This is a genomic window from Delftia sp. WSY_22 (assembly GCF_043104185.1).
In the GTDB taxonomy this organism is placed as follows: Bacteria; Pseudomonadota; Gammaproteobacteria; order Burkholderiales; family Burkholderiaceae_C; genus Comamonas; species Comamonas tsuruhatensis.
This window is the reverse complement of sequence record NZ_JBICKN010000027.1, coordinates 175184-199405: the sequence shown is the minus strand read 5'-3', so window position 1 is coordinate 199405 and position 24222 is coordinate 175184. Positions and strand designations below refer to the sequence as shown.

Annotated in this window: 22 protein-coding genes; 12 read left to right on the top strand and 10 right to left on the bottom strand. The window is 69.4% G+C overall.

The window, feature by feature from the left end; genetic code table 11:
• Positions 1 to 18: 18 nt before the first annotated feature.
• The 4 genes from ACF8NF_RS15080 to ACF8NF_RS15065 are packed head-to-tail and all read right to left on the bottom strand — an operon-like array spanning position 19 to position 4741.
• Positions 19 to 1383 (bottom strand): MmgE/PrpD family protein, encoded by a 1365-nt coding sequence (locus tag ACF8NF_RS15080; RefSeq protein WP_392450790.1) that lies wholly within the window; start codon positions 1381 to 1383, stop codon positions 19 to 21.
• Between the two features lie 41 nt (positions 1384 to 1424).
• Complete coding sequence (locus tag ACF8NF_RS15075) at positions 1425 to 2627, bottom strand: CaiB/BaiF CoA-transferase family protein (protein ID WP_013800090.1); 1203 nt, start codon at positions 2625 to 2627, stop codon at positions 1425 to 1427.
• Between the two features lie 11 nt (positions 2628 to 2638).
• Positions 2639 to 3805 (bottom strand): acyl-CoA dehydrogenase family protein, encoded by a 1167-nt coding sequence (locus ACF8NF_RS15070; protein ID WP_012202137.1) that lies wholly within the window; start codon positions 3803 to 3805, stop codon positions 2639 to 2641.
• Positions 3806 to 3835: 30 nt separating this feature from the next.
• Entirely contained in the window at positions 3836 to 4741 is a 906-nt protein-coding gene (locus tag ACF8NF_RS15065) for a MaoC family dehydratase N-terminal domain-containing protein (RefSeq protein ID WP_016450243.1), read from the bottom strand.
• Positions 4742 to 4950: 209 nt separating this feature from the next.
• On the opposite strand from ACF8NF_RS15065, the gene ACF8NF_RS15060 reads away from it, so the two are divergent.
• From ACF8NF_RS15060 to ACF8NF_RS15035, 6 genes are all read left to right on the top strand, one after another.
• Complete coding sequence (locus ACF8NF_RS15060) at positions 4951 to 5868, top strand: SDR family NAD(P)-dependent oxidoreductase (protein ID WP_392450789.1); 918 nt, start codon at positions 4951 to 4953, stop codon at positions 5866 to 5868.
• Positions 5869 to 6037: 169 nt separating this feature from the next.
• Positions 6038 to 6931 (top strand): MaoC family dehydratase, encoded by an 894-nt coding sequence (locus ACF8NF_RS15055; protein ID WP_016450245.1) that lies wholly within the window; start codon positions 6038 to 6040, stop codon positions 6929 to 6931.
• Between the two features lie 51 nt (positions 6932 to 6982).
• Entirely contained in the window at positions 6983 to 7780 is a 798-nt protein-coding gene (locus ACF8NF_RS15050) for an enoyl-CoA hydratase/isomerase family protein (RefSeq protein ID WP_016450246.1), read from the top strand.
• On the top strand, positions 7777 to 9078 hold the full coding sequence (locus ACF8NF_RS15045; protein WP_392450788.1) for an acetyl-CoA hydrolase/transferase family protein: 1302 nt from the start codon (positions 7777 to 7779) through the stop codon (positions 9076 to 9078). The genes ACF8NF_RS15050 and ACF8NF_RS15045 overlap by 4 nt, the downstream gene beginning before the upstream one ends.
• 43 nt (positions 9079 to 9121) lie before the next feature.
• Entirely contained in the window at positions 9122 to 10330 is a 1209-nt protein-coding gene (locus ACF8NF_RS15040) for an acetyl-CoA C-acetyltransferase (protein ID WP_013800084.1), read from the top strand.
• 10 nt (positions 10331 to 10340) lie between these two features.
• A complete protein-coding gene (locus tag ACF8NF_RS15035) occupies positions 10341 to 10556 on the top strand; it encodes a hypothetical protein (RefSeq protein WP_047474923.1) in 216 nt (71 codons plus the stop codon).
• Positions 10557 to 10567: 11 nt separating this feature from the next.
• Here the strand turns inward: ACF8NF_RS15035 and ACF8NF_RS15030 are convergent, their stop codons facing one another.
• From ACF8NF_RS15030 to ACF8NF_RS15020, 3 genes are read right to left on the bottom strand one after another with little or no spacing between them, the layout of a single operon-like run.
• On the bottom strand, positions 10568 to 11575 hold the full coding sequence (locus ACF8NF_RS15030; RefSeq protein ID WP_209801389.1) for a tripartite tricarboxylate transporter substrate binding protein: 1008 nt from the start codon (positions 11573 to 11575) through the stop codon (positions 10568 to 10570).
• Positions 11572 to 12591, bottom strand: a complete 1020-nt coding sequence (locus ACF8NF_RS15025) for an NADPH:quinone oxidoreductase family protein (RefSeq protein WP_209801484.1) — start codon at positions 12589 to 12591, stop codon at positions 11572 to 11574. Before ACF8NF_RS15025 ends, ACF8NF_RS15030 begins: the two co-directional genes overlap by 4 nt.
• A gap of 56 nt (positions 12592 to 12647) precedes the next feature.
• Entirely contained in the window at positions 12648 to 13871 is a 1224-nt protein-coding gene (locus tag ACF8NF_RS15020; protein ID WP_209801387.1) for a CaiB/BaiF CoA-transferase family protein, read from the bottom strand.
• A 99-nt stretch (positions 13872 to 13970) separates the two neighbouring features.
• On the opposite strand from ACF8NF_RS15020, the gene ACF8NF_RS15015 reads away from it, so the two are divergent.
• The 6 genes from ACF8NF_RS15015 (at position 13971) to ACF8NF_RS14990 (ending at position 20603) form a co-directional block, all read left to right on the top strand.
• Positions 13971 to 15002 (top strand): LysR family transcriptional regulator, encoded by a 1032-nt coding sequence (locus ACF8NF_RS15015; protein ID WP_133072638.1) that lies wholly within the window; start codon positions 13971 to 13973, stop codon positions 15000 to 15002.
• Positions 15003 to 15158: 156 nt separating this feature from the next.
• A complete protein-coding gene (locus tag ACF8NF_RS15010; RefSeq protein ID WP_016450253.1) occupies positions 15159 to 16157 on the top strand; it encodes a tripartite tricarboxylate transporter substrate binding protein in 999 nt (332 codons plus the stop codon).
• 14 nt (positions 16158 to 16171) lie between these two features.
• Positions 16172 to 17680 (top strand): class I adenylate-forming enzyme family protein, encoded by a 1509-nt coding sequence (locus ACF8NF_RS15005; protein WP_209801385.1) that lies wholly within the window; start codon positions 16172 to 16174, stop codon positions 17678 to 17680.
• A 338-nt stretch (positions 17681 to 18018) separates the two neighbouring features.
• On the top strand, positions 18019 to 18990 hold the full coding sequence (locus tag ACF8NF_RS15000; protein ID WP_016450255.1) for a tripartite tricarboxylate transporter substrate binding protein: 972 nt from the start codon (positions 18019 to 18021) through the stop codon (positions 18988 to 18990).
• Entirely contained in the window at positions 18968 to 19228 is a 261-nt protein-coding gene (locus tag ACF8NF_RS14995) for a hypothetical protein (RefSeq protein WP_016450256.1), read from the top strand. Before ACF8NF_RS15000 ends, ACF8NF_RS14995 begins: the two co-directional genes overlap by 23 nt.
• The gene (locus ACF8NF_RS14990) at positions 19212 to 20603 is read left to right on the top strand and encodes an amidase (protein WP_046987214.1); all 1392 of its coding nucleotides are present in this window, start codon (positions 19212 to 19214) and stop codon (positions 20601 to 20603) included. The genes ACF8NF_RS14995 and ACF8NF_RS14990 overlap by 17 nt, the downstream gene beginning before the upstream one ends.
• A gap of 68 nt (positions 20604 to 20671) precedes the next feature.
• Here ACF8NF_RS14990 and ACF8NF_RS14985 read toward each other — a convergent pair whose 3' ends face one another.
• The 3 genes from ACF8NF_RS14985 to ACF8NF_RS14975 all read right to left on the bottom strand — a co-directional run bounded on the left by ACF8NF_RS14985 (position 20672) and on the right by ACF8NF_RS14975 (position 24212).
• Complete coding sequence (locus ACF8NF_RS14985) at positions 20672 to 21802, bottom strand: zinc-dependent alcohol dehydrogenase family protein (RefSeq protein WP_016450258.1); 1131 nt, start codon at positions 21800 to 21802, stop codon at positions 20672 to 20674.
• Positions 21799 to 23040, bottom strand: coding sequence for an ABC transporter substrate-binding protein (locus ACF8NF_RS14980; RefSeq protein ID WP_126311591.1), 1242 nt, complete (start codon positions 23038 to 23040; stop codon positions 21799 to 21801). Before ACF8NF_RS14980 ends, ACF8NF_RS14985 begins: the two co-directional genes overlap by 4 nt.
• A gap of 146 nt (positions 23041 to 23186) precedes the next feature.
• On the bottom strand, positions 23187 to 24212 hold the full coding sequence (locus ACF8NF_RS14975; RefSeq protein ID WP_016450260.1) for a tripartite tricarboxylate transporter substrate binding protein: 1026 nt from the start codon (positions 24210 to 24212) through the stop codon (positions 23187 to 23189).
• Between the last annotated feature and the right edge of the window lie 10 nt (positions 24213 to 24222).

Sequence of the window (24222 nt, the reverse complement as noted above, 5' to 3'; positions counted from 1 at the left end):
GAAAACTCAGTCAAGAACTCAGTCAAGCAGGCGCTGCACGCGCGGCCAGTGCGCGATCTGCCACAGCCGCGCTACGGCGGCCTGGGCGGGGTCGTCCTGCAGGGCACCGCCATAGGCGATCAGTCGCAGCGCCTTGGCCGTGATCTCCTCGCGCGACAGCGTGTTGCCCGGATCGCCCTTGGGCTCTTCCACGCGGCCGTGCAGCGTGCGGCCATCGGTGGTGAGCACGGTGACCTTGCCGATCCAGCGCTGCGGGTAGGCGGCATCGACCTCAGGGTCCAGCACCATGCCCACCTTCTCGCGCAGGGCCACCGTGGTGGCGGCCAGGTATTCGTTGTCGAACTCGTCCAGGCCCGCATGGCCGTGGCGCGCGGCCAGCGCCAGCACCGTGCCCATGGAGAACTTGCTCTGGTGCACCGTGCCGGGATCGACCACGGGGCCCAGCACGTCGATGGCGCCCTGGTGCACGTGGCAGGTAACCTGCGCCAGGTCGGCGGGGGCCAGGCCGTGGTCCTGCATGACCTGCAGCAGCGCGTCGGCGGCCGGGTGCGTGTGGCGGCAGGAGGCATGCCATTTGAACGAGGTCTCGGCCGTGGCCCAGCGCGTGCCGATGCCGTCCGTGAGGCGCGTGGGATCGGCGTCCGTGGACATGCCTGCCGCCAGGCCCTGCGGCCCGGTGAAGATGTCCTGCGCACCGGTGAATCCGTCCCGGGCCAGGTAGGCCGACATCAGGCCCGCAGCGGCCGCATGCGCCGTGTGCAGCTGCTTGCTGTCGGCGCCCGTGCGCAGGAACTCCCACAGCCCTGCCGACTGCGTGCCGGCCGAGCCGAAGGCATGCTGCATCTGCGCGGGCGTGAGGCCCAGCAGCCGGCCCACGGCGGCCGCGGCGGCCAGGGTGCCGGCCGTGGCCGTGGTGTGGAAGATGCGGTAGTGGCTGCGGCCCAGGAACTCGCCCACGCGGATGCCGACCTCATAGCCGGCCACGCAGGCGGCCATGAGCTCGGCGCCGCTGGCGCCGATGCTCTGCGCCACGGCCAGCGCGGGCGGGAAGACCACGGCGGCGGGGTGGAAGACCGAGCCGTTGTGCACATCGTCCTGCTCGGCCACATGCGAGGCGGCGGCATTGGCCAGGGCAGCCATCATGGGCGAAGTGGCGGCGTCCTGGCCCAGCACCTCGCTGGGGCCGCCGGCCAGTCCCTGGGACAGCGCAAAGCGCGTGATGCTCTGCACGGGGCGCGCGCCCTGGCCTGCGAGCACGGAGCCGAACCAGTCCACCCAGAGGTCTTCGGCGCGCTGCTGCACGGCGGCGGGAACGTCGTCCCAGCGCAGCGTGGCGGCGAACTGGGCCAGCGGATGGATGCTCACTTGGGTGTCGTTTTTCATGGGTTGGGTCTCCGGCGCATTCTTGGGCATGCGCCCTGGTTTCAGGGGGCGGTTTTTCCCGGGGGCGGGCACAGGGCACTGATGCGTTCGGCGCTCCAGCCCAGCTCGGCCAGGATGGCGGCGCTGTGCTCGCCCACGGCGGGCACGGCCTCCATGCGGTAGTCGAAGGCGCTGTTGGCGCCGGGCGGCAGCAGCGCCTGCACCGGACCGGCCGGCGTGTCCACGCTGCACCAGCGCTGGCGTGCGGCCAGCTGCGGATGGGCCCACAGGCCGGCCATGTCGTTGACGCGCGCATTGGCAATGCCGGCCGCATCCAGCCGCTGCACCACCTGGGCGGCATCGAGCGCGTTGAACACGCCCAGGATCAGCGCGCGCAGCTCCTCGCGGTTGGCGTTGCGGCGCGCATTGCTGTCAAAGCGCGCATCCGTGGCCAGCGCGGGCTGCAGCAGCACCTGTTCGCAAAAGAGCTTCCACTCGCGTTCGTTTTGCAGGCCCAGCATCACCGTCCCGCCGTCACCGGCCTCGAACGGCCCGTAGGGATAGATGCTGGCGTGCGAGGCGCCGGTGCGCGGCGGCGGCGGCGCGCCGTCGAAGGCGTAGTACATGGGGTAACCCATCCACTCGCCCAGCGCCTCCAGCATGGACACGTCGATGTGGCTGCCCTCGCCCGTGCGCCCGCGCAGCAGCAGGGCCGACAGGATGTTGGTGTACGCATACATGCCGGCCGCGATGTCGGCCACCGAGATGCCAGCCTTGGACGGCACCTCGGGCGTGCCCGTGACCGAGAGAAAGCCCGCCTCGCTCTGGATCAGCAGGTCGTAGGCCTTCTTGTCGCGGTAGGGGCCGTCAGCGCCGTAGCCGCTGATGTCGCAGACGATGAGGCGCGGAAAGCGCTCGCGCAGCGCCGCATAGGACAGGCCCATGCGCGCGGCCGCGCCGGGCGCCAGGTTCTGCACCAGCACGTCGGCACCCTCCAGCAGCTGCAGCAGCGCCTGCATGGCCTCGTCCTGCTTGAGGTCCAGCGCCAGGCTCTGCTTGCTGCGGTTGATCCAGGTGAAGTGCGAGGACTGGCCCTGCACGCGCTGGTCATAGCCGCGCGCAAAGTCGCCGCTGCCGGGCCGCTCGACCTTGATCACGCGCGCGCCCAGGTCGGCCAGCTGGCGCGTGCAAAACGGTGCGGCCACCGCATGTTCCAGCGAGACGACGGTGGTGCCGTCCAGGGGCCTCAGGCGTTGCTGTGTCATGCGCAGTGCCTTCAGAAAGAACGCGGCAGACCGAGGATGTGCTCGGCCACGTAGGAATAGATCAGGTTCGTGGAGATCGGCGCCACCTGGTACAGGCGCGTCTCGCGGAACTTGCGCTCCACGTCGTATTCGCAGGCAAAGCCGAAGCCGCCGTGGAACTGGATGCAGGCATTGGCCGCCTCCCAGCTGGCCTTGGCCGCCAGGTACTTGGCCATGTTGGCCTGGGCGCCCATGGCCTGGTTGGCGTCGAACATCTCGCAGGCCTTCCAGCGCATGAGGTTGGCGGCCTCGACCTCGATGAAGGCATCGGCAATCGGGAACTGCACGCCCTGGTTCTGGCCGATGGGGCGGCCGAACACGTTGCGGTCGCGCACATAGTTGGTCACGCGGTCCAGGAACCAGTAGCCGTCGCCAATGCATTCGGCCGCAATCAGCGTGCGCTCGGCGTTGAGGCCGTCCAGGATGTACTTGAAGCCCTTGCCTTCCTCGCCGATCAGGTTCTCCTCGGGGATTTCCAGGTTCTCGAAGAACAGCTCGTTGGTCTCGTGGTTGACCATGTTGGGGATGGGGCGCACGGTCAGGCCGCTCTTCTGGGCCTCGGCCAGGTCCACCATGAAGATGGACATGCCCTCGCTCTTTTTCTTCACCTCGGCCAGCGGCGTGGTACGCGCCAGCAGGATCATCCAGTCGCTGTGCTGCACGCGGCTGATCCAGACCTTCTGGCCGTTGACCACGTAGCGGCCATCCTTCTTGACGGCGCTGGTCTTGATCTTGGTGGTGTCCGTGCCCGTGGTGGGCTCGGTCACGCCCATGGACTGCAGGCGCCATTCGCCCGAGGCGATGCGCGGCAGGTACTTCTCCTTTTGCGCCTGCGAGCCGTGGCGCAGCAGCGTGCCCATGTTGTACATCTGGCCATGGCAGGCGCCCGAGTTGCCGCCGCAGCGGTTGATCTCTTCCATGATCACGCTGGCCTCGGTCAGGCCCAGGCCCGAGCCGCCGTACTCCTGCGGGATCAGCGCGGCCAGCCAGCCGGCCTTGGTCAGCGCGTCCACGAAGGTCTCGGGATAGGCGCGCTGCTCGTCGATCTTGCGGAAATACTCGTCAGGGAACTCGGCGCACAGCGCACGGATGGCGTCGCGGATCTCGGGGAAATTGTTGGAAAGCGTGTGTTCGATCATGGTGGTCTCAAGGCTCGGTGTTCAGGGGTCTCAGGCCAGGGTGGCTTTTCCGGTCATGGTCAGCCAGCCCTCGTGGTCCTGGGCCCAGAGTTCAATGGTCTTGCCGTCCGCAGAAGGCTTGCCGTGCACGCTGAAGGCATGCAGGTCGAAGGTGGGGCGCACGGCCTTGAACTCGAAGGACAGCACGCGCGCCTGGGGCAGCTCGCGGCGCAGCAGGTCCAGCAGCAGGGTGGCGATCAGCGGGCCGTGCACGATCAGGCCCGGATAGCCCTCCACGCCCGTGACGTAGCGGCGGTCGTAGTGGATGCGGTGGCCGTTGAAGGTCAGGGCCGAGTAGCGGAACAGCAGCACGTCGTCGGGAACGATGGTGCGCGACCAGGTTTGCTGGCCGTCCAGCGGCGGCTTCTGCGGCGTGGGCGCGGGATCGCCGGGCTGGGCAGCGGCGCGGTAGACGATGTCGTGCTCCTCGGTCAGCGCCAGGCCCTGGTCGTTGCTGTAGGCATGCTCGACCAGCACGAACAGCAGCTCGCCCGAGCGGCCGCTCTTGTGGCTGACCGAGCCGATGGTGGAGCGGCGCTGCACCTTCTGGCCCACCTGCAGCGCGTTGCCTGCCTCCCAGCGCAGTCGCCCGCCGGCCCACATGCGGCGCGGCAGCGGCACGGGCGGCAGAAAGCCGCCACGGCGCGGGTGGCCGTCGGGGCCCAGCTCGCTTTGGCGTGCATGGGGCAGGAAGTACATCCAGTGCCACAGCGGCGGCAGCGCCGTGCCGTCGGCGGGCTCAGGGTCTTCCCGGTCCAGCGTGGCCGACAGCGCGGCCACGGGCGCGGCCGTGATGCTGTCTGCCAGGGTTTCGCTGCGGCCCTGCCAGGACTGAAGATGCGCCAGCGCGGCGGCGTCGAGGGTGTCGGTAGCTTGCTTGTCTGTCATGGCCGCCATGGTCGGTGCAAGCGCGGCGGCCCGCAATCCGCGTTTTCTTAAGCAAGCCTTTGGCCGCGCTGAAGGCTGGACCGGCGCGGCCTGTCCGCCGCGCTGCTTTCATTCCCGCGAAGTCCGCCCTTGTGATTGGCGAATGGCGCGGTGCGGCGTTTGCCGGCATCCTTGGTCCCGACTTCTTTCCAACGAACATTGAACGGGGACGACAGGCCATGGCGCAGAAAATGATGCAGGACAAGGTAGTGGTGGTGACGGGTGCCGGCGGCGGCATCGGGCGCGACATGGCGCTGGCCATGGCGGCCGAGGGCGCCAAGGTGGTGGTCAACGACATCGGCACCTCCACCACGGGCGAGGGCACGGACGCCGGCCCGGCGCAAAAGGTGGTCGATGAGATCAAGGCCGCAGGCGGCCAGGCCGTGGCCAACACCGACAGCGTGGCCGAGGCCGCCAGCGCGGCCCGCATCGTGCAGTGCGCCGTGGACAGCTTCGGCCGCATCGACGGCGTGGTCAACAACGCCGGCATCCTGCGCGACCGGTTCTTCCACAAGATGAGCCTGGACGAGTGGGACGCCGTCATCAAGGTCCACCTGTACGGCAGCTACTACATGAGCCGCGCGGCCGCCAACCATTTCAAGGAGCAGGAAAGCGGCGCCTTCGTGCACATGACCTCGACCTCGGGCCTGATCGGCAACCTGGGCCAGGCCAACTACAGCGCGGCCAAGCTGGGGCTGACGGCCCTGTCCAAGTCCATCGCGCTGGACATGCAGAAGTTCAACGTGCGCTCCAACTGCATCGCGCCGTTCGCCTGGAGCCGCATGATCGGCTCCATCCCCACCGACACGCCCGAGCAGCAGGCGCGCGTAGCCAAGATCCAGCAGATGACGCCCAACAAGATCGCCCCGCTGGCCGTCTACCTGCTGTCCGACGCGGCCCGCGACGTGAACGCCCAGGTCTTCGCCGTGCGCAACAACGAGATCTTCATCATGAGCCAGCCGCGCCCGCTGCGCTCGGTGCACCGCAGCGAGGGCTGGTCGCCCCAGTTCATTGCCGAGCACGGCATGCCTGCGCTCAAGGCATCGTTCGTGCCGCTGGACCGGTCAGCCGACGTTTTCAGCTGGGATCCTGTTTGAACGACACCCCCTGAGGCGCTACGCGCCTTCCCCCTCTCTACTCGCTTCGCGAGGGAGGGGGACGACACCCTCGGTGCGGGGCGGCCCTTCCTCGGTGTCCCTGAGTCGGGCCGCGCCAGTTGCGAGGGTTGAAGCGCGCCAGCGCCATCAACCACTGAGAGGAACCGTGATGGCCATCAGCTATCAGCACCTGAAACAGCGCCCCTTCGAGCCCGTGCGCCAGCACTATGGCGAGCGCGACACCATGCTCTATGCATTGAGCCTGGGCCTGGGCAGCGATCCGCTGTGCGCCGACGCCCTGCCCTTTTTCTACGAAGGGGCGCCGGGCGGGCTGCGCGCCCTGCCCTCGCAGGCCGTGGTGCTGGGCTACCCGGGCTTCTGGGCGCGCGAGGCCGATACGGGAATCGACTGGGTGAAGCTGCTGCATGGCGAGCAGCGCATGCGGCTGCACCGCCCGCTGCCGGCCAGCGCCGACGTGGTGGGCCACAACCGCATCACGCACCTGACGGACAAGGGTGAGGGCAAAGGCGCCATCATGGTCACCGAGCGGCGCCTGGAGACCGCCGGGGGCGAGCTGCTGGCCACCGTGCAGCAGGTCAGCTTTCTGCGCGGCGATGGCGGCTACAGCCTGCTGGACGGCGGCCAGCCCAGCGACGCGCCCCTGGCGCCGCTGCGCCCCACGCCGGAGGACCGCGCGCCCGACTTCACCGACACCCAGGCCATACGCCCCGAGGCCGCGCTGCTGTACCGCCTGATGGGCGACTACAACCCGCTGCATGCCGACCCGGCCGTGGCGCGCAAGGCCGGTTTCGAGCGGCCCATCCTGCATGGCCTGGCCAGCTACGGCCTGGTGGCCCATGCCGTGCTGCGCCAATGCGGCGACCGCAATCCCGCGCGCCTGAAGGCGCTGGATGTGCGCTTCACCGCGCCCGTCTATCCCGGGGAGACCCTGGTCACCGAGATCTGGCGCACGCCCGACCAGCCCTGCCAGCTGCAGTTGCGCGCCCGCGTGCTCGAACGTGACAAAGTGGTCCTGAGTCACGGCTACGCCGAACTCGCCTGATGCACGGCGGCCTCGCAAGAGGCCGCTCCTTCCCCCTGCCCTGGAGTTCCCATGAACACCTCCCCCGTATTGACCTCCGTCCAGGACGGCATAGGCACGATCACGCTGAACCGGCCCGAGGCCCGCAACGCGCTCAACCAGGCCATGCGCCCGGCCCTGGCCGCCGCCGTGGCGCAGATGCGCGATGACGCGCAGGTGCACACCGTCATCCTCACGGGCGCGGGCGGCGCCTTCTGCTCGGGCGGCGATATCAGCCAGATGATGGATGCCAGCCAGGCCGGCCTGCCCTGGCGCCAGCGCATGCGCAGCCTGCACCAGTGGTTCCCCGAGCTGGTCAACCTCGAAAAGCCCGTGATCGCCGCCGTGGACGGCCCGGCCTTCGGCGCGGGCCTGAGCCTGGCGCTGGCCGCCGACTTCGTGCTGTGCACGCGGCGCGCGAAATTCTGCGCCGTGTTCGGCCGCATCGGCCTGGTGCCCGACCTGGGCGCCATGCACATGCTGCCGCGCATCGTGGGCCTGCAAAAGGCCAAGGAGCTGGTCTTCACCGCGCGCACCGTGCAGGCCGAGGAAGCCAGGTCGCTGGGCATGGTCTACGAGATCGTGGAAGACGGCGAGGCCCTGCAGGCCGCCGCCCTGGCGCTGGCGCGGCGCTTCGGGGAGGCATCCACAGCCGCCATCGGCATGGCCAAGACGGCCATGAACCAGGCCTTCGAGCTGGACGCACGCGCCATGGCCGAGCTGGAAGCCTATGCCCAGACGATGTGCCGTGGCTCGGACTACCACCAGGAGGCGGTGCAGCGCTTCAAGGACAAGCAGCCCACGCGCTTCGACTGGGACCGCGCGCCATGAGCGTGCTGTCGCCGGACGCCCTGCAAGAAAGGCTGCAGGCCCTGATCCGCCCCGGCGACACCCTGTGGTGGGGCCAGGCCACGGCCGAGCCGCTGACGCTCACGCGCGCCGTGGTCGCGCAGCGCCATGCACTGGCCCGGCACGGTGGCCAGGGCCGGCTGCGCGTCTTCGTGGGCATGGGCGCATCGGACACGCTGCAACCGGCGCATGCCGACGCCATCGACTTCTTCGGCTACGCGGCCGGCGGCCCCCACCGCGCGCTGGCCCAGGCCGGCGTGCTGGACATCCTGCCCAGCCACTACTCCCACCTGCCCGGCCTGATCGACGAGGGCCTGCTGCCTGCCGACGTGGTGCTGCTCCAGGTCTCGCCACCCGATGCACAAGGCCGCTACAGCCTGGGCCTGGTCCATGAATACCTGCCGGCCGCCATACGCAAGGCGCGCGTGCTGATCGGCGAGGTCAACCCCGCCATTCCGTGGACGCACGGCAGCCTGCACCTGCAGGCCGGCGACTTCGCCCTGCTGGTCGATGCCGAACACCCTCCGCCGGACCAAGCGCGCAGCGCGCCCGGCCCTGCCGAGCAGGCCATTGCCGGCCATGTGGCCGCCCTCATCGAAGACGGCGCCACGCTGCAGGTGGGCGTGGGCAACCTGCCCGAGGCCGTGCTCGCCGCCCTGCACGGCCACCGCGACCTGGGCCTGCACAGCGGCGCCGTGGGCGACGGCATTGCAGCCCTGGCCGAAGCCGGCGTGCTGACCCACGCGCGCAAGAGCCAGGACCGCGGCGTGGGCATCGGCGGCATCCTCATGGGCGGCGAATCGCTCAGGCGCTGGGCCCACCGCAACCCCGCCCTGCAGCTGCGCGAGACGCGCTACACGCACGACCCCGAGGTGCTGGCCGCCAGCCACAGGCTGGCCGCCATCAATTCGGCGGTGGAAGTGGACATCACGGGCCAGATCAATTCCGAAGTGGCAGGCGGCGTCTACGTGGGCGCCGTGGGCGGCGCCGTGGACTTTCTGCGCGGCGCGGCACGCAGCCGCGGCGGCCTGCCCATCATCGCCCTGCCCGCCACGGCCAGGGGGGCCACGCGCATCGTTGCGCGGCTGTCCGGCCCCGTCAGCACGCCGCGCAGCGACGCCGGCCTCATCGTCACCGAACACGGCGTGGCCGACCTGCGCGGCCAGACGCTGTCGCGCCGCGTGAAACGGCTGATCGACATCGCGGCGCCGGAGCACCGCGCCGACCTGGAACAACAGGCACATACCCTGCTGCGCCAATGCGGCGCAGCCTTTTCCTGATCCACTGATCCACTGATCCACTGATTCCCAAGGAGACAACACCATGCGCAGAGCCGCCATCGTCACCCCCCTTCGCACGCCCGTGGGCACCTTCGGCGGCAGCCTGCGGCCGGTATCGGTCGAGGAGCTGGCCGCCACCACGGTGCGCGCCGTGGTCGAGAAAAGCGGCATCGACCCCGCACGCATCGACGACGTGGTCTTCGCCCAGTCCTACGCCAGCAGCGAGACGCCCTGCGTGGGCCGCTGGGCCGCGCTGCAGGCCGGCCTGCCGGTGACGGTGCCGGGCATGCAGCTGGACCGGCGCTGCGGCGGCGGCCTGCAGGCCGTGGCCACGGCGGCCATGATGGTGCAAAGCGGCGCCGCCGACGTGGTGATCGCAGGCGGCGTGGAGAGCATGAGCAACATCGAGTACTACAGCACCGACATGCGCTGGGGTGCGCGCTCGGGCAATGTGCGCTTCTACGACCGGCTGGACCGCGGCCGCGAGCGCTCCCAGCCCGTGGAGCGCTTCGGAAAGATCTCGGGAATGATCGAGACCGCCGAGAACCTGGCGCGCGACTACGGCATCAGCCGCGAGGCAGCCGACGCCTATGCCGTGCGCAGCCACCAGCGCGCCGCCGCCGCCTGGGAGGCGGGCCGCTTCGCCGACGAGATCGTCCCCGTCAAGGTGCCCCAGCGCAAGGGCGACCCCGTGCTGTTCACGCGCGACGAAGGCTTTCGCGCCGACGCCACCACCGACAGCATGGGCAAGCTGCGCGTGCTCATGCCCAATGGAACGGTCACGGCCGGCAACGCCAGCCAGCAAAACGACGCCAGCGCCGCCTGCCTGATCGTGGCCGAGGACAGGCTGGCCGAACTGGGCCTCACCCCCATGGCCACCCTGGTGGGCTGGGCCGCCGCAGGCTGCGAGCCCTCGCACATGGGCATAGGCCCCGTGCCCGCCGTCAAGAAACTGCTGGCGCGCCTGAACCTCACGCTGGACCAGATGGACCTGGTCGAACTCAACGAAGCCTTTGCCTGCCAGGTGCTGTCCGTGCTCAAGGGCTGGGAGTGGAACGACCAGGGCGCCATAGACCACAAGCTCAACGTCAACGGCTCCGGCATCTCCCTGGGCCACCCCATAGGCGCCACCGGCGTGCGCATCCTGGCCACCTTGCTGCACGAGCTGGAGCGCCGCAAGGGCCGCTATGGGCTGGAGACCATGTGCATAGGCGGCGGCCAGGGGATTGCGGCGGTGTTCGAGCGGGTGTGAGGAACCCGTCATGTCGACACGTCCAGTGAATCTGAGCCAGCAACAACATCGAATCGTTGAAGCTCAGACCCAAGCGACCAAGCTGGAAACGCTACGGCAAGCGGCTATGCGGGGGTGGGCGGATGTCGCCTCGGGTCACTACATTGACGTGCCGGATGAAGACTTTGACCTCTTTATCGCGGATCTGGGAAGGCAGGCAGCCAGCCGAATCAAGGCTGGTGCCTGACGGCGGCCTCCTCAATCCGCCCGCGCCCCCGACGCCTTCACGATCTCTTCCCACTTGCGGGCCTCGGCCTGGATGTAGCGCGCGAACTCGGCGGGCGTGGAGCCCACGGGCTCGGCGCCCAGGCGGCGGTATTGCGCGGCGATCTGGGGTTCGGCAAGCACGCGGCGGGACTCGGTCCACAGTTTCTGCACCACGTCCTGGGGCGTGTTCTTCGGCGCCCACAGTCCGTACCAGGTGCTGGTGCGAAAGCCCGGCATGCCGGCCTCTTCCATGGTGGGCACATCGGGCAGGGAGGGCGAGCGACTGGCCGAGGTGACGGCCAGCGCGCGCAGCCGGCCCGAGGCGATGAAGGGCATGGCCGAGGGCATGGAGTCGAACATGAGCTGGATCTGCCCGCCCATCAGGTCGGTCAGGGCCGGCGAGCTGCCCTTGTAGGGCACATGCTGCATCTGCGCGCCGGTCTTCAGGCGGAACAGCTCGCCCGACAGGTGCTGGGACGAGGCATTGCCGGCAGAGCCGAAGTTCACCTGCCCGGGATGGGCCTTGGCCCAGGCGATCAGCTCCTGCACATTGCGCACCGGAAGCTGGCTGCCCACGACCAGCACCAGCGGGACATCGACCAGCTGCGTGACCGGCTCGAAATCGCGGAAGGCGTCATAGGGCGCGCTGGCATAGACGTAGGAGTTGATGACGTGGATGGAGGCGTTGACCAGCAGCGTGTAGCCGTCGGCCGGCGCCTTGGCCACCAGGGCCGCGCCGACCATGCCGCTGGCGCCGGCCTTGTTGTCCACGACCAGCGGCTGGCCCAGCGCCTCGCCCAGCCGCGTGGTGACCACGCGCCCGACCACGTCGGTAGGCCCGCCCGGTGGATAGGGCACGACGACGCGGATGGGCGCCTTGGGATAGCCCTGGGCCCCGGCGGATGGCTGCGCCCCTGCCGTTCTCCATGCGGCCAGCGCCGCAGCGGCGCCCAGCAGGGTGCGGCGGGAAAGCGCGGAGCCTGTGCGTTGCGTTGTCATACCTTGTCTCCTTGAATGGCGAGTGCGAGCTTGCCGGTCACGTTGCGGCCGTGCAGCGCGTGCAGCGCCTCCCGCAGTTCATGCATGGCGAAGACCTGGCTGACCTGGGGATGGATGCATCCCCGGGCCGCCCAGTCGAGCAGCGTGGCAATGACGGGCTGCAGCTGCGCCGCGAAGGCCTGGCGTTCATCGGCCGGCGTCCAGCCGATGTAGCGGCCGTAGAAGAAGCCGTGCAGCGTGAGGTTCTTGACCAGGACCAGGTTCATGGGCACGGCGGGAATGGCGCCGCTGGCGAAGCCCACGCTCAGCAGCTGCGCGTTCTGCGCGGCCGCGCGCAGTGCCTGCAGCAAGAGATCGCCCCCCACGGGGTCGAAGACCAGGGAGGCGCCCCGGCCCTGCGTGGCCTGCTTGACCTGGGCGGCCAGGTCCTGCGGGGTGACTGCCTGGTGCGCGCCGCGGCGCAGCGCATCGGCGCGCTTGGCCTCGGTGCTGGCGCAGGCGATGACCTGCACGCCGGGCGTCTGCCGGGCCACTTCCACCGCCGCGGCGCCCACGCCCGAACCGGCGCCCAGCACCAGCACCACATCGCCTTCCTGCAGGCGCGCGCGCCAGTGCAGGGCCGTGTAGGCCGTGCCGTAGGACAGGGCAATGGGCAGGGCCTGCAGCCAGGGCATGCCCGCAGGCAGGCGGTAGACGGTGGATGCATGCACCACCGTCTCCTGCGCAAAGGCACCCCAGTCGGCAATGAAGGCCACGGCATCGCCGGGCTGCAGGTGCTGCACCGCGCTGCCGCATTCCAGCACGCGCCCCACGCCTTCGGTGCCGGGCACGAAGGGCAGCGGCGGGCGCCGCTGGTAGCGGCCCTCGATCAGCAGGCCCGTGGCGTGGCTGACGTTGGCGTAGGCCACGGCAATCCGCGCCTGGTGCGCGCCCAGGGGCTGGCCGGGCCGATCCATGGACTGCAGGCTGACCACCTCGTGCGGCGCGCCGAATTGATGGCAGACGAGGGCCTGCATGGAGGTGTCCGGGCAGGTGTCCGGAGAGGCAGGTGTGAACGTGGATGTGGAAGCGCTCATGCCATGACCTCCTGCGCGCACTGGTGCACCACGCCGCTGGCCATCCATTGCTCCATCTCCTGCGGCGTGCAGCCGGCCTCGGCCAGGATCTGGCGCGTGTGCTCGCCCGTGCGCGGCGCGGCGCCAAGGGATGCACCGCAGGCTGCTGCGTCTGCCGGCCAGGGTGAAGCCGCATACAGCAGCGGCCCGAACCCGGGCTGCGCCAGCGTGGCGAACGATGCGCGGTACACGGCCTGGGGATGCGCCACCACGTCGGCCAGCGTGCGCACGCCCGCATGCAGGGCGCCCTGCGCCGCCAGGCGCTGCTCCCAGTGGGCGCGCGGCTGCTGCGCCAGCAAGGCCTGCAGCCCGGCATGCAGGACATGGCGGTGGGCCATGCGGCCCGCATTGGAGGCAAAGCGCGCGTCCTGCAGCCAGTGCGGCAGGTCCAGCGCGCGGCACAGCCGCTCGAACTGGTCGTTGTTCAGGGCCAGCACGGTGATGAAGCCATCGGCCGTGGCGAACACGCCGTTGGGGGCGCTCACGCCTTCGGCGGGCAGGCCGCCGCGCAGCGCGTCTTCGGCCAGCACCGTGGATTGCAGGGCGCAGCAGACCTCGAACAGGTTCAGCTCCACATGGCGCCCGCGCCCGCTGCGCGCCTTGCCCAGCAGGGCCGCCGTGCACGCCTGTGCGGCGTAGACGCCGGCCGCGATGTCGGCCAGCAGCAGGCCCACGCGCTGGGGCTGGCCCTGCGCGTCGCGGTTGCTGGTCATCAGCCCCGTGTCGGCCTGCATGACGGAGTCGGTGGCGGGCCGGTCGGCATACGGCCCCGTGGGTCCGTAGCCGCTGATGGAGACGTACACCGGGTCCAGGCCGGCCGCGCGCAGGCTGTCGTAGTCCACGCCCATGCGCTGCACGACCTGGGGGCGGAAGTTCTGCACCACGATGTCGGCCTCACGCGCCAGCCGCAGCAGCAGCGCGCGCCCCTGGGCCCGGCGCGCATCGACGGCAATGCTGCGCTTGCCCGCGTTGTAGGTGGCCGACAGGCTGCTGTGTCCGTTTCGCGAGATGCCCACGTGGCGCGCCCAGTCGCCTTCGGGCGGATCGACCTTGATCACCTCGGCGCCCTGGCGCGACAGCAGGTGGGTGCAGTAGGGGCCGGCCACGCCCTGGCTCAGATCGAGCACACGGTAGTGCGCCAGGGGCGCCGGCGGCGCGGTTTGCAAAGCTTCTTGGTTCACGGTCAGCGGCCTTTCGCCATGGTTTCCTCCATGCTAGGGAGGCAGGGCTGGCGCCACAATCCTCGCCAGCAGGCCAGGCCTGGTGACTCCCGATCAACAATGGCCGGCCCCGGCCCTGCAAAGAATGCCGAGATGGACCTGAACCTGTGCCGCGTCTTCATCGACATCGCCGAGGCCAAGAGCCTCACGCGGGCGGCCGAGCGCGGCGGCATGACGCGCTCCAACGTCTCGCGCCGGCTGCGTGCGCTGGAGACCGAGATGGGCACGCAGCTGCTGCGCCGCACCACGCGCAATGTGGAGCTCACCCAGGCTGGCCAGCTGCTGTACCGGCGCTGCCTGGCCATGATGGAGGAGCTGCAGCGTGCCCGCGATGCCATCCACCAGTTGCGCTCCACCGTGAGCGGCGAGGTGGGCGTGCGCGTGCCCACCGGCTTCGGGCATTTCTATCTCAAGCCGCTGATCCTGGGCTTTTGCCGCGAGCATCCCGACATCCGCCTGCGCCTGCTGATCAACGACCAGATGGCCGACCTCGTGGCCTCCAAGGTCGATCTGGCGGTGCAGATCACCTCCGCGCCGCTGGACGATCTGGTGGCCACGCGGCTGTGCGATGTGCGCTGGAACTTCGTGGCCACGCCCGCCTGCCTGCAGGCGCTGGAGCAGTCGCTGGGCCGGCCCCTGCGCGCGCCTGCCGACCTGCTGCAGGCCCGCCTCATCCTGCCGCTGGCCATGGGCGGCAGGCTGGCCTGGCTGGCCGGCAGCGGCGACGATGGCGTCGCCGCTGCCCTCGATGTGCTGCCCTCGCTGCAATCGGGCGACTACCGCCTGCTGTACGACGCCGTGCTGGACGGCCTGGGCCTGGCCCTGCTCCCGGACTACGTGACCTCGGCCGCGCTGGCCGGCGGCACGCTGGTGGCCGTGCTGGACCAGGTGGTGTTCTCCGGCCTGGGCAATGCCATGTACCTGGTGCGCATGCCCGACCGCCAGCCCACCATGGCCGCGCGCGCCTTCCAGCAGTTCCTGCGCGAGGCCATCGTCACCGCCGCACCCAGCTGGCAGGCGGGGGCTGAAGAGGGTGGTGAAGAAGGCGGTGAAGAAGGCGGCGGAGGGGGCTGCACGCACCGCTCTTCCTAGGATTGCCCTAACAGCCGGCAAACCCTGGCTTTGGCAAAAGCAGATTCCCAAGACGCGCCCGCCTGCGCACCATTGCCTGCATGTCCGGCGCAGACCGGGCGCGCCGCCGTGCAGACCACGGCAGCGCTTCATTCATCTTTTGCAGGAGACATGCACATGCCCGCCCAACACCGCCGCAAGGCCCTGGCCACCCTGGCCCATGCCCCGCTTCTGGCGTCCCTGGTGACCGCCCTGGCCACCCTCCCCGCCGCCGCGCAGGACGCGCAGCCCGTGCGCCTCATCGTGGGCTACTCGGCCGGTGGCCCCGTGGACCAGGGCGCCCGCCTGCTCAGCGTGGCGCTGACCAAGGAGCTGGGCGCCTCGGTGGTGGTGGAGAACAAGCCCGGCGCCAATGCCACCATGGCCGGCAGCGAGGTCGTGCGCGCCAGGCCCGATGGGCTCACGCTGTGGTTCGCGGCCAGCCCCACCATCACCATCAGCCCCAACGTGATGAGCAAGATGTCCTTCGACCCGGCCCGTGACCTCACGCCCGTGGCGCCCGTGCTCAGCTACTACAACGTGCTGGTGGTCAACAACAACGAGCCCTACAGGACCACGGCCGAGCTCGTGGCCTATGCCAAGGCCCATCCGCAAAAGCTCAACTACGGCTCGGCCGGCGTGGGCGGCTCCAACCACCTGGGCGCGCTGCTGTTCGCGCGGCGCAGCGGCATCGAGATGAACCACATCCCCTACAAGGGCAACGCACCGGCCATGACCGACGTGATCGGCGGCCAGCTGAGCATGATGCTGGACATCATCAGCACCGCCAGCAGCTACATCCAGGGCGGCAAGGTGCGGGCCATCGCCGTCACCTCGCCGCAGCGCAATGCGTCCCTGCCCGATGTGCCCACCTTTGCCGAGTCCGGCATCGAAGGCCTCAAGGGCTTCGACGTGGGCGGCTGGTATGGCGTCTATGGGCCCAAGGGCATGTCGCCCGAACTCGTGGCCCGCCTGAACAAGTCCATCAACGCCGCCCTAGCCCAGCCGGAGCTGCGCAAGCGCCTCAAGGAACTGGGCTACGAAGAGTGGACCGGCGCACCCCAAAAACTGGCCGAGCGCGGTGCCAAGGAGCGCGCCATGTGGGCCACCGTCACGCAAGGCATTGTGGTGGACTGAGGGATACGCGGAGCATGAGTCAACGAATACACCATCTGCTGGACCGCTGGCTGGCCGAAGCGCCGCAGCGTCCCTTCATCCACCTGCCCGACGGCAGCAGCCTGAGCTTTGCCGACCTGGGCGCGCTGGCGGACACGGCCGAGGCCGAGCTGCGCGCGCTGCAGGTGCGGCCCGGCGACCGCGTGCTGGTCGTGGCCGAGAACTGCCCCGAGCATGCGGCGCTGATCCTGGCCTGCAGCCGCGTGGGCGCCTGGTCCTGCGGCGTGAACGCACGCATGGCGCCCGGCGAGATCGATGCCTTTGCGGCCAAGGCCGACGCCCGCGTGGTGTATTTCACCTCGGCCGCATCGGACAGCGCCAGCGGCCACGCGCGGCGCTTTGGCGCAGGCGACTCGGCCCTGGCCGGCATGCAGCACAGCCCCGTGCGCACGCAGGCCGTGGCCGAATCCGGTGCGCTGCAGGACGAGGTGGCGGCGCTGATCTTCACCTCGGGCACCACGGGCACGCCCAAGGGCGTGATGGTGGGGCATGACGCGCTGACGCTGTTCGCGCGCGTCTCGGCCGCATCGCGCGGCCTGGGTCCGCAGGACCGCAGCTATGCATTCGTGCCCATGACCCACATCTTCGGGCTGGGCACGGTGCTGCTGGCCTCGCTGCATGCGGGCGCGCAGATGGTGATGCGCCCGCAGTTCGACCCCGCCGATCTTCTGGACGCGCTGGCGCGCCACGGCATCTCGCAACTGCAGGGGCCGCCAGCGCTGTACGCGCGCCTGCTGGCCCATCTGCAGGAGCAGGGCATTGCCCACCCGCAGGCGCCTGCGCTGCGCTATGTCTACACAGGCGCAGGCCCGCTGGACCTGACGCTCAAGAAACGCGTGGAGGCCGCCTTCGGCCAGGCGCTGCACCATGGCTACGGCCTGTCGGAATACGCAGGGTCGGTCCACCTCACGCGACAGGGCGAGCAGCGGCCCGACACCAGCGCCGGCTACGTGGTGGAAGGCGCCGAGGTGCGCGCCGTGGACCCGGCCACGGGCCGGCCCCTGCCGGTGGGCGAGCGCGGCGAGCTGTGGATACGCGGGCGCGGCCTGATGCACGGCTACTTCCGCGATGACCAGGCCACGGCCGCCGTGATGCGCGAGGGCGGCTGGTACGCCAGCGGCGACCTGGGCGAGCTGCATGCCGACGGCGCGCTCTTCGTGGTGGGGCGGCTCAAGGAAATGATCATCCGCTCGGGCTTCAACGTGTATCCGGCCGAGGTGGAACTGGCGCTCAACGAGCTGCCCGGCGTGCAGCGCAGCGCCGTGGTCGGCCGCCCCGAAAACGATGGCAACGAGGAGGTCATCGCCTTCGTCGAGCTGCAGCCCGGCGCCACGCTGGACAACGCTGCCGCGCGTGCCCACCTGCGCGAACGGCTGGCGCCCTACAAGCTGCCCGCCCGCATCGTGCCCCTGTCCGAGCTGCCCACCAGCCCCAACGGCAAGGTGCTCAAGCGCCTGCTGCAGGAACAGGCGCTGCGCGTTTGAGCCAACACGCCCGCTGAATCGTTGCGCCGGTGCCACTGCCGGTGCAACCTTTCACCCTCCCTGCCCTGAATCCCGACGCGCGCCAAGGCCATCGCCGTCGGAAACCCTTATCTGCGGCATCGATGCAACACCCCTACGCCAAGCGTGGCGCAGGCCTTGCACCCCTTCTTTCATGATGTAAAACTATGGAACTTAATATCTCGATAGTTTAAAAAGATTCATTAACTGAACGCTTGCCAGGCCCGGGCTGCAGGCAGCCGCAGTGGTGCACATCCCATGTGCCTGCTCACGTCTGCAAAAAGACAAGCCCCATTTCCGCAACCATTTGAATCAAGCGAATGAAAAAAATCCTCAATCTGATTTTCGGAGGTATTTTCCTGATCGCTGCCAGCTTGGTTCATGCGGCCTGGCCAGACCGGCAGATCACGCTGGTTGTACCTTTCCCGGCAGGCGGTGGCACCGATATCGTGGGGCGCATCATCGCCAAGGAGCTTGCACAACGCCTGCGCGTCAACGTGGTGGTGGAAAACCGCCCTGGCGCCTCGGGCAACATCGGTGCGCGCCAGGTCTCCAAGGCCCGTCCCGATGGATATACGCTGCTGATCTGCTCCACGGCCCAGACCATCTCGGGCGCGCTGTACACGCAGGCCGGCTATGACGTGGTCAACGACCTCGAAGCCATCTCCACCATCAACGACGGTCCTCTGGTGCTCATCACACGCCCGGGCCTGAAGCTGGCGTCGGTGCAGGACCTGATCGAGCTGGCGCGGCGCAGCCCCGGCAAGCTGACCTATGCCACGCCGGGCTACGGCAGCGCGGGCCACATGGCGGCCGAGGCCCTGAGCCTGGCCGCCGACATACGCATGCTGCACATCCCCTACCAGGGCGCCGCGCCCATGATGAGCGACCTGGTGAGCGGCCAGGTCGATATCGCCTTCGACCTGCTGATCACGGCCAAGCAGTATGTGCACCAGGGCAAGGTCAATCGCGTGGGCGTGGCCACGCGCGAGCGCTCGCCCCTCATGCCCGACTGGCAGACGCTCAGCGAGCAAAGCCCGGCCCGGCTCGGCAATTTCAACGAGACCTCATGGAATGTGCTCATGGCACCCAAGGGCACGCCGGCCGCGATAGTGAACGCCATCAATGCACAGATGAAAAATATCCTGACCGACGAAAAGGTGCAGAAGAAATTCATGGAGCTTGGCAGCATTCCCCTTTGGAAATCCGTGGACAGCACCAAGGCATTCGTATCCGACGACGCCAGAAAATGGAGAAAGGTGGTCAGTGATGCCGGCATCGCGAAAATCTGAAATACCCCCTTCGCCGCAGAAACTGGCAGGGCCCGATGTCAATGCGCTGCACGAATTGCTCAATGCGCTGAAAAAGCACGGCATCGACATCCCCTTCGAGCGGCTGGGACCCATCCTGGCGGAGCACCAGTTGCTGATGGAGCACCGCGGCCTCGTCAACGAACTGGCGCATGAGGCGGGACCCTCGCAGATCCACACCACCATCTCCCGTCAGAGCAAGCATGAGCGGCAGTCCTGAACTTTCGATACGACAGATGGCCAGCGCGCTGCGCGCCGGCAAGACCACTTCGGAGATGCTGACCCGGGCGGCGCTGGGACGCATCCGCGCCATGGACATCGACATCCATGCCTTCACCAATCTCGATGCCAGCGGTGCCATGGAGGCTGCGCGCAACGCAGACATGGCGCGCGGAGAAAGCGCCGATCTGCCGCTGCTCCACGGCATTGCCGTGGCCATCAAGGACGTCTACGACGTGGCCGGCCTGCCGACCACCTGCCAGTCCTGGCTGAGCCTGGACTATGTGCCCGAAGACGATTCCACGCCGGTGCGGCGCCTGCGCGATGCGGGCGCCGTCATCCTGGGCAAGCTGGCCACGCACGAGTTCGCCATCGGCGCGCCCAGCCCCGACCTGCCGTTTCCCGCAGCCCGCAACCCCTGGGACCTGGCCCATATCCCGGGCGGATCGTCGTCGGGCTCGGGCGCCGCCATTGCGGCAGGCTTCACGCGGCTGGCCCTGGGCACCTGCACGGGCGGCTCCATCCTCATACCGGCCGCCTGGTGCGGCGCCGTGGGGCTGAAACCCACCTACGGCCGCGTCTCCAAGCACGGCGTGTTCCCCCTGGCCTGGACGCTGGACCACTGCGGCCCCCTGTCGCGCAGCGTGGAGGATGCGGCCATCGCGCTGCAGGTGCTGGCCGGGCACGACCCGCTGGACCCGGCCAGCTCCACCGAACCCGTGGACGACTACTGCACGGGGCTGGAGCAGGGCGTGAAGGGCCTGACCATCGGCGTGCCGCAGGACCACTTCCAGTCGTCGCCCCAGGCGTCGCCCACGTTCCTGTCGGCCTTCGACCGCACGGCCGCGCTGCTGGCCGAGGCCGGCGCCCGTCCCATCCACGTGAGCCTGCCCCACAGCCAGCAGTTCCTGGCGGCCGGCCGCGTCATCCTCAGTGCCGAGATGTTCACCATCCATGCGCAGGACCTGCGCTCGCGCCCGCTGGACTATGGCGAACTCACGGCGGCGCGGCTGCTGCTGGGCGCCACCGTGTCCTCGGAGGACTACCTGAACGCCCTGCGTGTGCGCCGCATGCTGGCGGCCCGCGTGGACGCTGCGCTGGACCGCTGCGACGTGTTGCTGACCGCCATCACCCTGGATACGGCGCCGCGCTTCGACCCCATGCCGCATTTCCGCCACTGGCCGGTACAGACCCATGCCTTCAACGTGACCGGGCACCCGGCCGTCAGCGTGCCGGTGGGCCTGTCGCCCCAGGGCCTGCCGCTGGCCGTGCAGGTGGTGGGACGCTACTTCGACGAGGCCCGCATCCTGCAGGTGGCCCGGGCCATCGAGCGGCTGACCGGCTGGGAAAACCAGCTGCTGCCCGACGGCACCTGACCGCCGTGCTTGGCTTGGACACAGCCGCAGCAGCAGCCCCGGTCCTCGCTGATCAGCCTGACCTCCTATCAGGCCTCCATGCGGATGATCTGGCGTATGGCCTCGCCACGCGCCAGGCGGTCGAAGCCCTCGTTGATCTGGTCCAGCGTCAGGTGGCCGGTGACCAGCCGGTCCACGGGCAGCCTGCCGGCCGCATGCAGGGCCAGGTAGCGGTCGATGTCGCGGCGCGGCACGCAGCTGCCCATGTAGCAGCCCTTGAGCGTGCGCTCCTCGGCCACCAGGTGCCAGACCGGCAGGCTGATGGCCTGGGCGCTGGAGGGCAGGCCCGCCGTCACGGTCTGGCCGCCGCGCCGCGTGATGCGGTAGGCCATCTCCAGTGCCTTGGCCGAGCCCACCATCTCGAAGGCATGGTCCACGCCGCCGCCCGTCAGCGCCCGCACCTGCTTGACGGCATCCTCGTCGCCGGCGTTGACGGTGTCGGTGGCGCCGAAATCGCGCGCCATGGCCAGCTTGTCGGCATTGAGGTCCACGGCCACCACGCGGGCCGCACCCGCCGCCGCCGCGCCCATCACCGAGGACAGGCCCACGCCGCCCAGCCCCACCACGGCCACGCTCTGGCCGGGGCTCACCCTGGCGGTATTGGCCACGGCGCCCACGCCGGTCATCACGGCGCAGCCGAACAGCGCGGCCAGCTCCAGCGGCACCGACTTGTCGATGCGGTGCACGCCGCGGCGCGAGAGCACGGCATGCTCGGCAAAGGCCGAGACGCCGACGAAGTGCGAGATGGGCTGGCCATTGCGCGACAGGCGCCTGGCGCCCGACAGCAGGGTGCCCGCCACGCCGGCCTGGCCTGCGGGCTCGCACAGCACGGGCCGGCCCTCGGCGCAGGGCTGGCAGTTGCCGCAGCCGGGCACGAAGAGCATGACCACGTGGTCGCCCACCTCCAGGTCGGTCACGCCCTCGCCGAGGGCCTGGATCACGCCTGCGGCCTCATGGCCGAGCACGATGGGCGTGTCGCGCGGACGGTCGCCGTTGATGATGGACAGGTCGGAGTGGCACACGCCTGCGGCGGCCACCTTGACCAGCACCTCGCCGGGGCCGGGCGGCGCCAGGTCCACCTCCCAGATCTCCAGCGGTCGGCTGTCGGCATAGGGCGCGGCTGCGCCCGTTCTCGTGAGTACGGCGGCGCGTGTCTTCATGATGTCTTCACCAGCTTGCAGCTGCTCCTGGACAGCGGGCGGAAGGCCTCGTCACCGGGGATGGTGGAGAGCACCTTGTAGTAGTCCCAGGGGTATCTGGATTCCTCGGGCTTCTTGATCTGCACCAGGTACATGTCGTGCACCATGCGGCCGTCCTCGCGCACCTTGCCGTTCTGGGCGAAGAAGTCCTCGATGGGCATCTGCTTGAGCTGGCGCGCCACCGCGTTGCCGTCGTCTCCCCTGGTGGCCTGCACGGCCTTGAGGTAGTTGGTGACGGCCGAGTAGGCGCCCGCATGGATCATGGAGGGCATCTTCTTCATCTTCTCGAAGAAGCGCCGCGACCAGGCGCGCGTGGCTTCGGTGCGGTCCCAGTAAAAGCCCGTGGTCAGCACCATGCCCTGGCCGTAGCGCAGGCCCAGCGCATGCACGTCGTTGATGAACAGCAGGCTGGGCACCAGGGTCTGCCTGGGCGCGATGCCGAACTCGTGCGCGGCCTTGATGGCGTTGACCGTGTCGCTGGTGGCATTGGCCAGGTTGATCACCGAGGCCTTGGAGGCCTGGGCCTGCAGCAGGAAGGACGAGAAATCGCTGGCGTTGAGCGGATGGAAGGTGGTGCCCACCAGCTTGCCGCCGCCGTCCTTCAGGAAGTCGGTCACGTTGGCCGTCATGGCCTTGCCGAAGGCATAGTCCACGCCCAGGATGAACCATTCCTTCTTGCCCTGCGCCAGGATGCCGCGCACCGCGCCGTTGGCCAGCGCATAGCTGTCATAGGTGTAGTGGATGGCCGTGGGCGCGCAGTGCTCGTTGGTGAGGATGTCGGAGGCGCCGCCGGTGTTGATCACCATCTTGCCGCGCTCGCGCGCCAGGTTGTTGACGGCGATGGCGACGGCCGTGTTGTTGATGTCCACGATCAGGTCCACGCCGTCGCGGTCGAACCAGGTGCGCGCATGGGTGGCGCCCACGTCGGCCTTGTTCTGGTGGTCGGCCCAGACCACCTCGATCTTCCTGCCCAGCACCTGGCCGCCGAAGTCGGCCACGGCCATCTTCGCGGCCTCGACGGAGCCGCGCCCCGCCGTGTCCGCGTACAGGCCCGACATGTCGCTGAGCACGCCGATGCGCACCACGTCGTCCGATATCTGCTGCGCCTGCGCCGCCGCCGTCCACAGCAGGCCGGCGCCCAGCGCGCAGCCGGCAGCGCGCGCCTTGGTCAAGCCGCCTCGCATCAAGCCTTTCCGCATATCCGTCTCCTTGTCTCGGGGTTGTTTTTCTGGATACCGAAGGCAAGCCTAAGCAGGCCATAGCGGCCCGCCTATGCGCGATTGCGAAAGGCGGGGTTGCAGCGCTGCGAAGCCGGGTTTGTCCCGAGTCCGGCCCGCCGCCGTGCTCAGTCCGCCTGGATGCCGGCCACCTTGACCACCTGGGCCCATTTGCGCAGCTCGCTGCTCAGGCGCTCGCGCATCTGCTGCTGGGTGCCGGGGTCGGCCTCGGCGCCGGCCGTCAGCAGGCGCTCGCGCACGGCGGCATCGCGCAGCGCGGTGTTGAAGTCGGCATTGATGCGCGCCAGCACGGCGGGCGGCGTGCGGGCCGGCGCGAACAGCGCGGCCCAGGAATAGGCCTCGTACTCGGGCAGGCCCGACTCGGCAATGGTGGGCACCTCGGGCAGCATGGCCGAGCGCTGGCGGCTGGCCACGCCCAGCACCTTGATGCGGCCCGACTTGATGTGCTGCAGCGCACTGGGCGCATCGGCAAACATCAGCTGCACCTGGCCACCCAGCAGGTCGTTCATGGCCGGCGCGCTGCCCTTGTAGGGAATGTGCTGCAGCTTGATGCCCGCATGCATGTTGAACAGCTCGCCGGCCAGGTGCGTGCCGCCGCCATTGCCCGAGGAGCCGAAGCTCAGCCCGTTGCCGGACTTGGCCAGCGCGATCAGCTCCCGCACGTTGCGGGCGGGCACCGAGGGATGGGCCACCAGGAAGACCGGGAACATGGCGGCAAAGCTCACGGGCGCGAAGTCGCGCTCTATGTCGTAGGTCATCTTCGGCTGCAGCGCCGGGTTGACCGCATGGTGGATGGAGCCCACGAACAGCGTGTAGCCGTCGGCAGGCTCCTTGGCTGCGAGGGCCGCGCCCACCATGCCGCCGGCGCCCGCGCGGTTGTCCACGATGCAGGGCTGCGGCCAGATCTCGCCCAGCTTCTGGGTGAAGGCGCGCGCCGTGGTGTCCACCGGGCCGCCGGGCGGAAAGGGCACGATGAAACGCACGGGCCGCGTGGGCCAGGCATCGGCCGCAAACGCCGGCCGGACTGCAGGCAAGAGGCTGCCGGCCGCCAGCGCGCCACCGGCGGACAGCAGGCGGCGGCGGCGCGAAGAGAAGGAGGAAGTGGCAGAAGGCAGGAAGGAAGACGGGGGCATGGCGAAACTC

Bases quoted from the DNA above. Each gene is read 5' to 3' on its own strand.
- ACF8NF_RS15030 (WP_209801389.1), bottom strand. From the start codon at position 11,575: ATGACAACGCAACGCACAGGCTCCGCGCTTTCCCGCCGCACCCTGCTG.
- ACF8NF_RS15065 (WP_016450243.1), bottom strand. From the start codon at position 4,741: ATGGCGGCCATGACAGACAAGCAAGCTACCGACACCCTCGACGCCGCC.
- ACF8NF_RS15025 (WP_209801484.1), bottom strand. From the start codon at position 12,591: ATGCAGGCCCTCGTCTGCCATCAATTCGGCGCGCCGCACGAGGTGGTC.
- ACF8NF_RS15080 (WP_392450790.1), bottom strand. From the start codon at position 1,383: ATGAAAAACGACACCCAAGTGAGCATCCATCCGCTGGCCCAGTTCGCC.
- ACF8NF_RS15055 (WP_016450245.1), top strand. From the start codon at position 6,038: ATGGCCATCAGCTATCAGCACCTGAAACAGCGCCCCTTCGAGCCCGTG.
- ACF8NF_RS15010 (WP_016450253.1), top strand. From the start codon at position 15,159: ATGCCCGCCCAACACCGCCGCAAGGCCCTGGCCACCCTGGCCCATGCC.
- ACF8NF_RS14975 (WP_016450260.1), bottom strand. From the start codon at position 24,212: ATGCCCCCGTCTTCCTTCCTGCCTTCTGCCACTTCCTCCTTCTCTTCG.
- ACF8NF_RS14990 (WP_046987214.1), top strand. From the start codon at position 19,212: ATGAGCGGCAGTCCTGAACTTTCGATACGACAGATGGCCAGCGCGCTG.
- ACF8NF_RS15035 (WP_047474923.1), top strand. From the start codon at position 10,341: ATGTCGACACGTCCAGTGAATCTGAGCCAGCAACAACATCGAATCGTT.
- ACF8NF_RS14995 (WP_016450256.1), top strand. From the start codon at position 18,968: ATGCCGGCATCGCGAAAATCTGAAATACCCCCTTCGCCGCAGAAACTG.
- ACF8NF_RS14985 (WP_016450258.1), bottom strand. From the start codon at position 21,802: ATGAAGACACGCGCCGCCGTACTCACGAGAACGGGCGCAGCCGCGCCC.
- ACF8NF_RS15000 (WP_016450255.1), top strand. From the start codon at position 18,019: ATGAAAAAAATCCTCAATCTGATTTTCGGAGGTATTTTCCTGATCGCT.
- ACF8NF_RS15060 (WP_392450789.1), top strand. From the start codon at position 4,951: ATGGCGCAGAAAATGATGCAGGACAAGGTAGTGGTGGTGACGGGTGCC.
- ACF8NF_RS15005 (WP_209801385.1), top strand. From the start codon at position 16,172: ATGAGTCAACGAATACACCATCTGCTGGACCGCTGGCTGGCCGAAGCG.
- ACF8NF_RS15075 (WP_013800090.1), bottom strand. From the start codon at position 2,627: ATGACACAGCAACGCCTGAGGCCCCTGGACGGCACCACCGTCGTCTCG.
- ACF8NF_RS15070 (WP_012202137.1), bottom strand. From the start codon at position 3,805: ATGATCGAACACACGCTTTCCAACAATTTCCCCGAGATCCGCGACGCC.
- ACF8NF_RS14980 (WP_126311591.1), bottom strand. From the start codon at position 23,040: ATGCGGAAAGGCTTGATGCGAGGCGGCTTGACCAAGGCGCGCGCTGCC.
- ACF8NF_RS15050 (WP_016450246.1), top strand. From the start codon at position 6,983: ATGAACACCTCCCCCGTATTGACCTCCGTCCAGGACGGCATAGGCACG.
- ACF8NF_RS15040 (WP_013800084.1), top strand. From the start codon at position 9,122: ATGCGCAGAGCCGCCATCGTCACCCCCCTTCGCACGCCCGTGGGCACC.
- ACF8NF_RS15015 (WP_133072638.1), top strand. From the start codon at position 13,971: ATGGCCGGCCCCGGCCCTGCAAAGAATGCCGAGATGGACCTGAACCTG.
- ACF8NF_RS15045 (WP_392450788.1), top strand. From the start codon at position 7,777: ATGAGCGTGCTGTCGCCGGACGCCCTGCAAGAAAGGCTGCAGGCCCTG.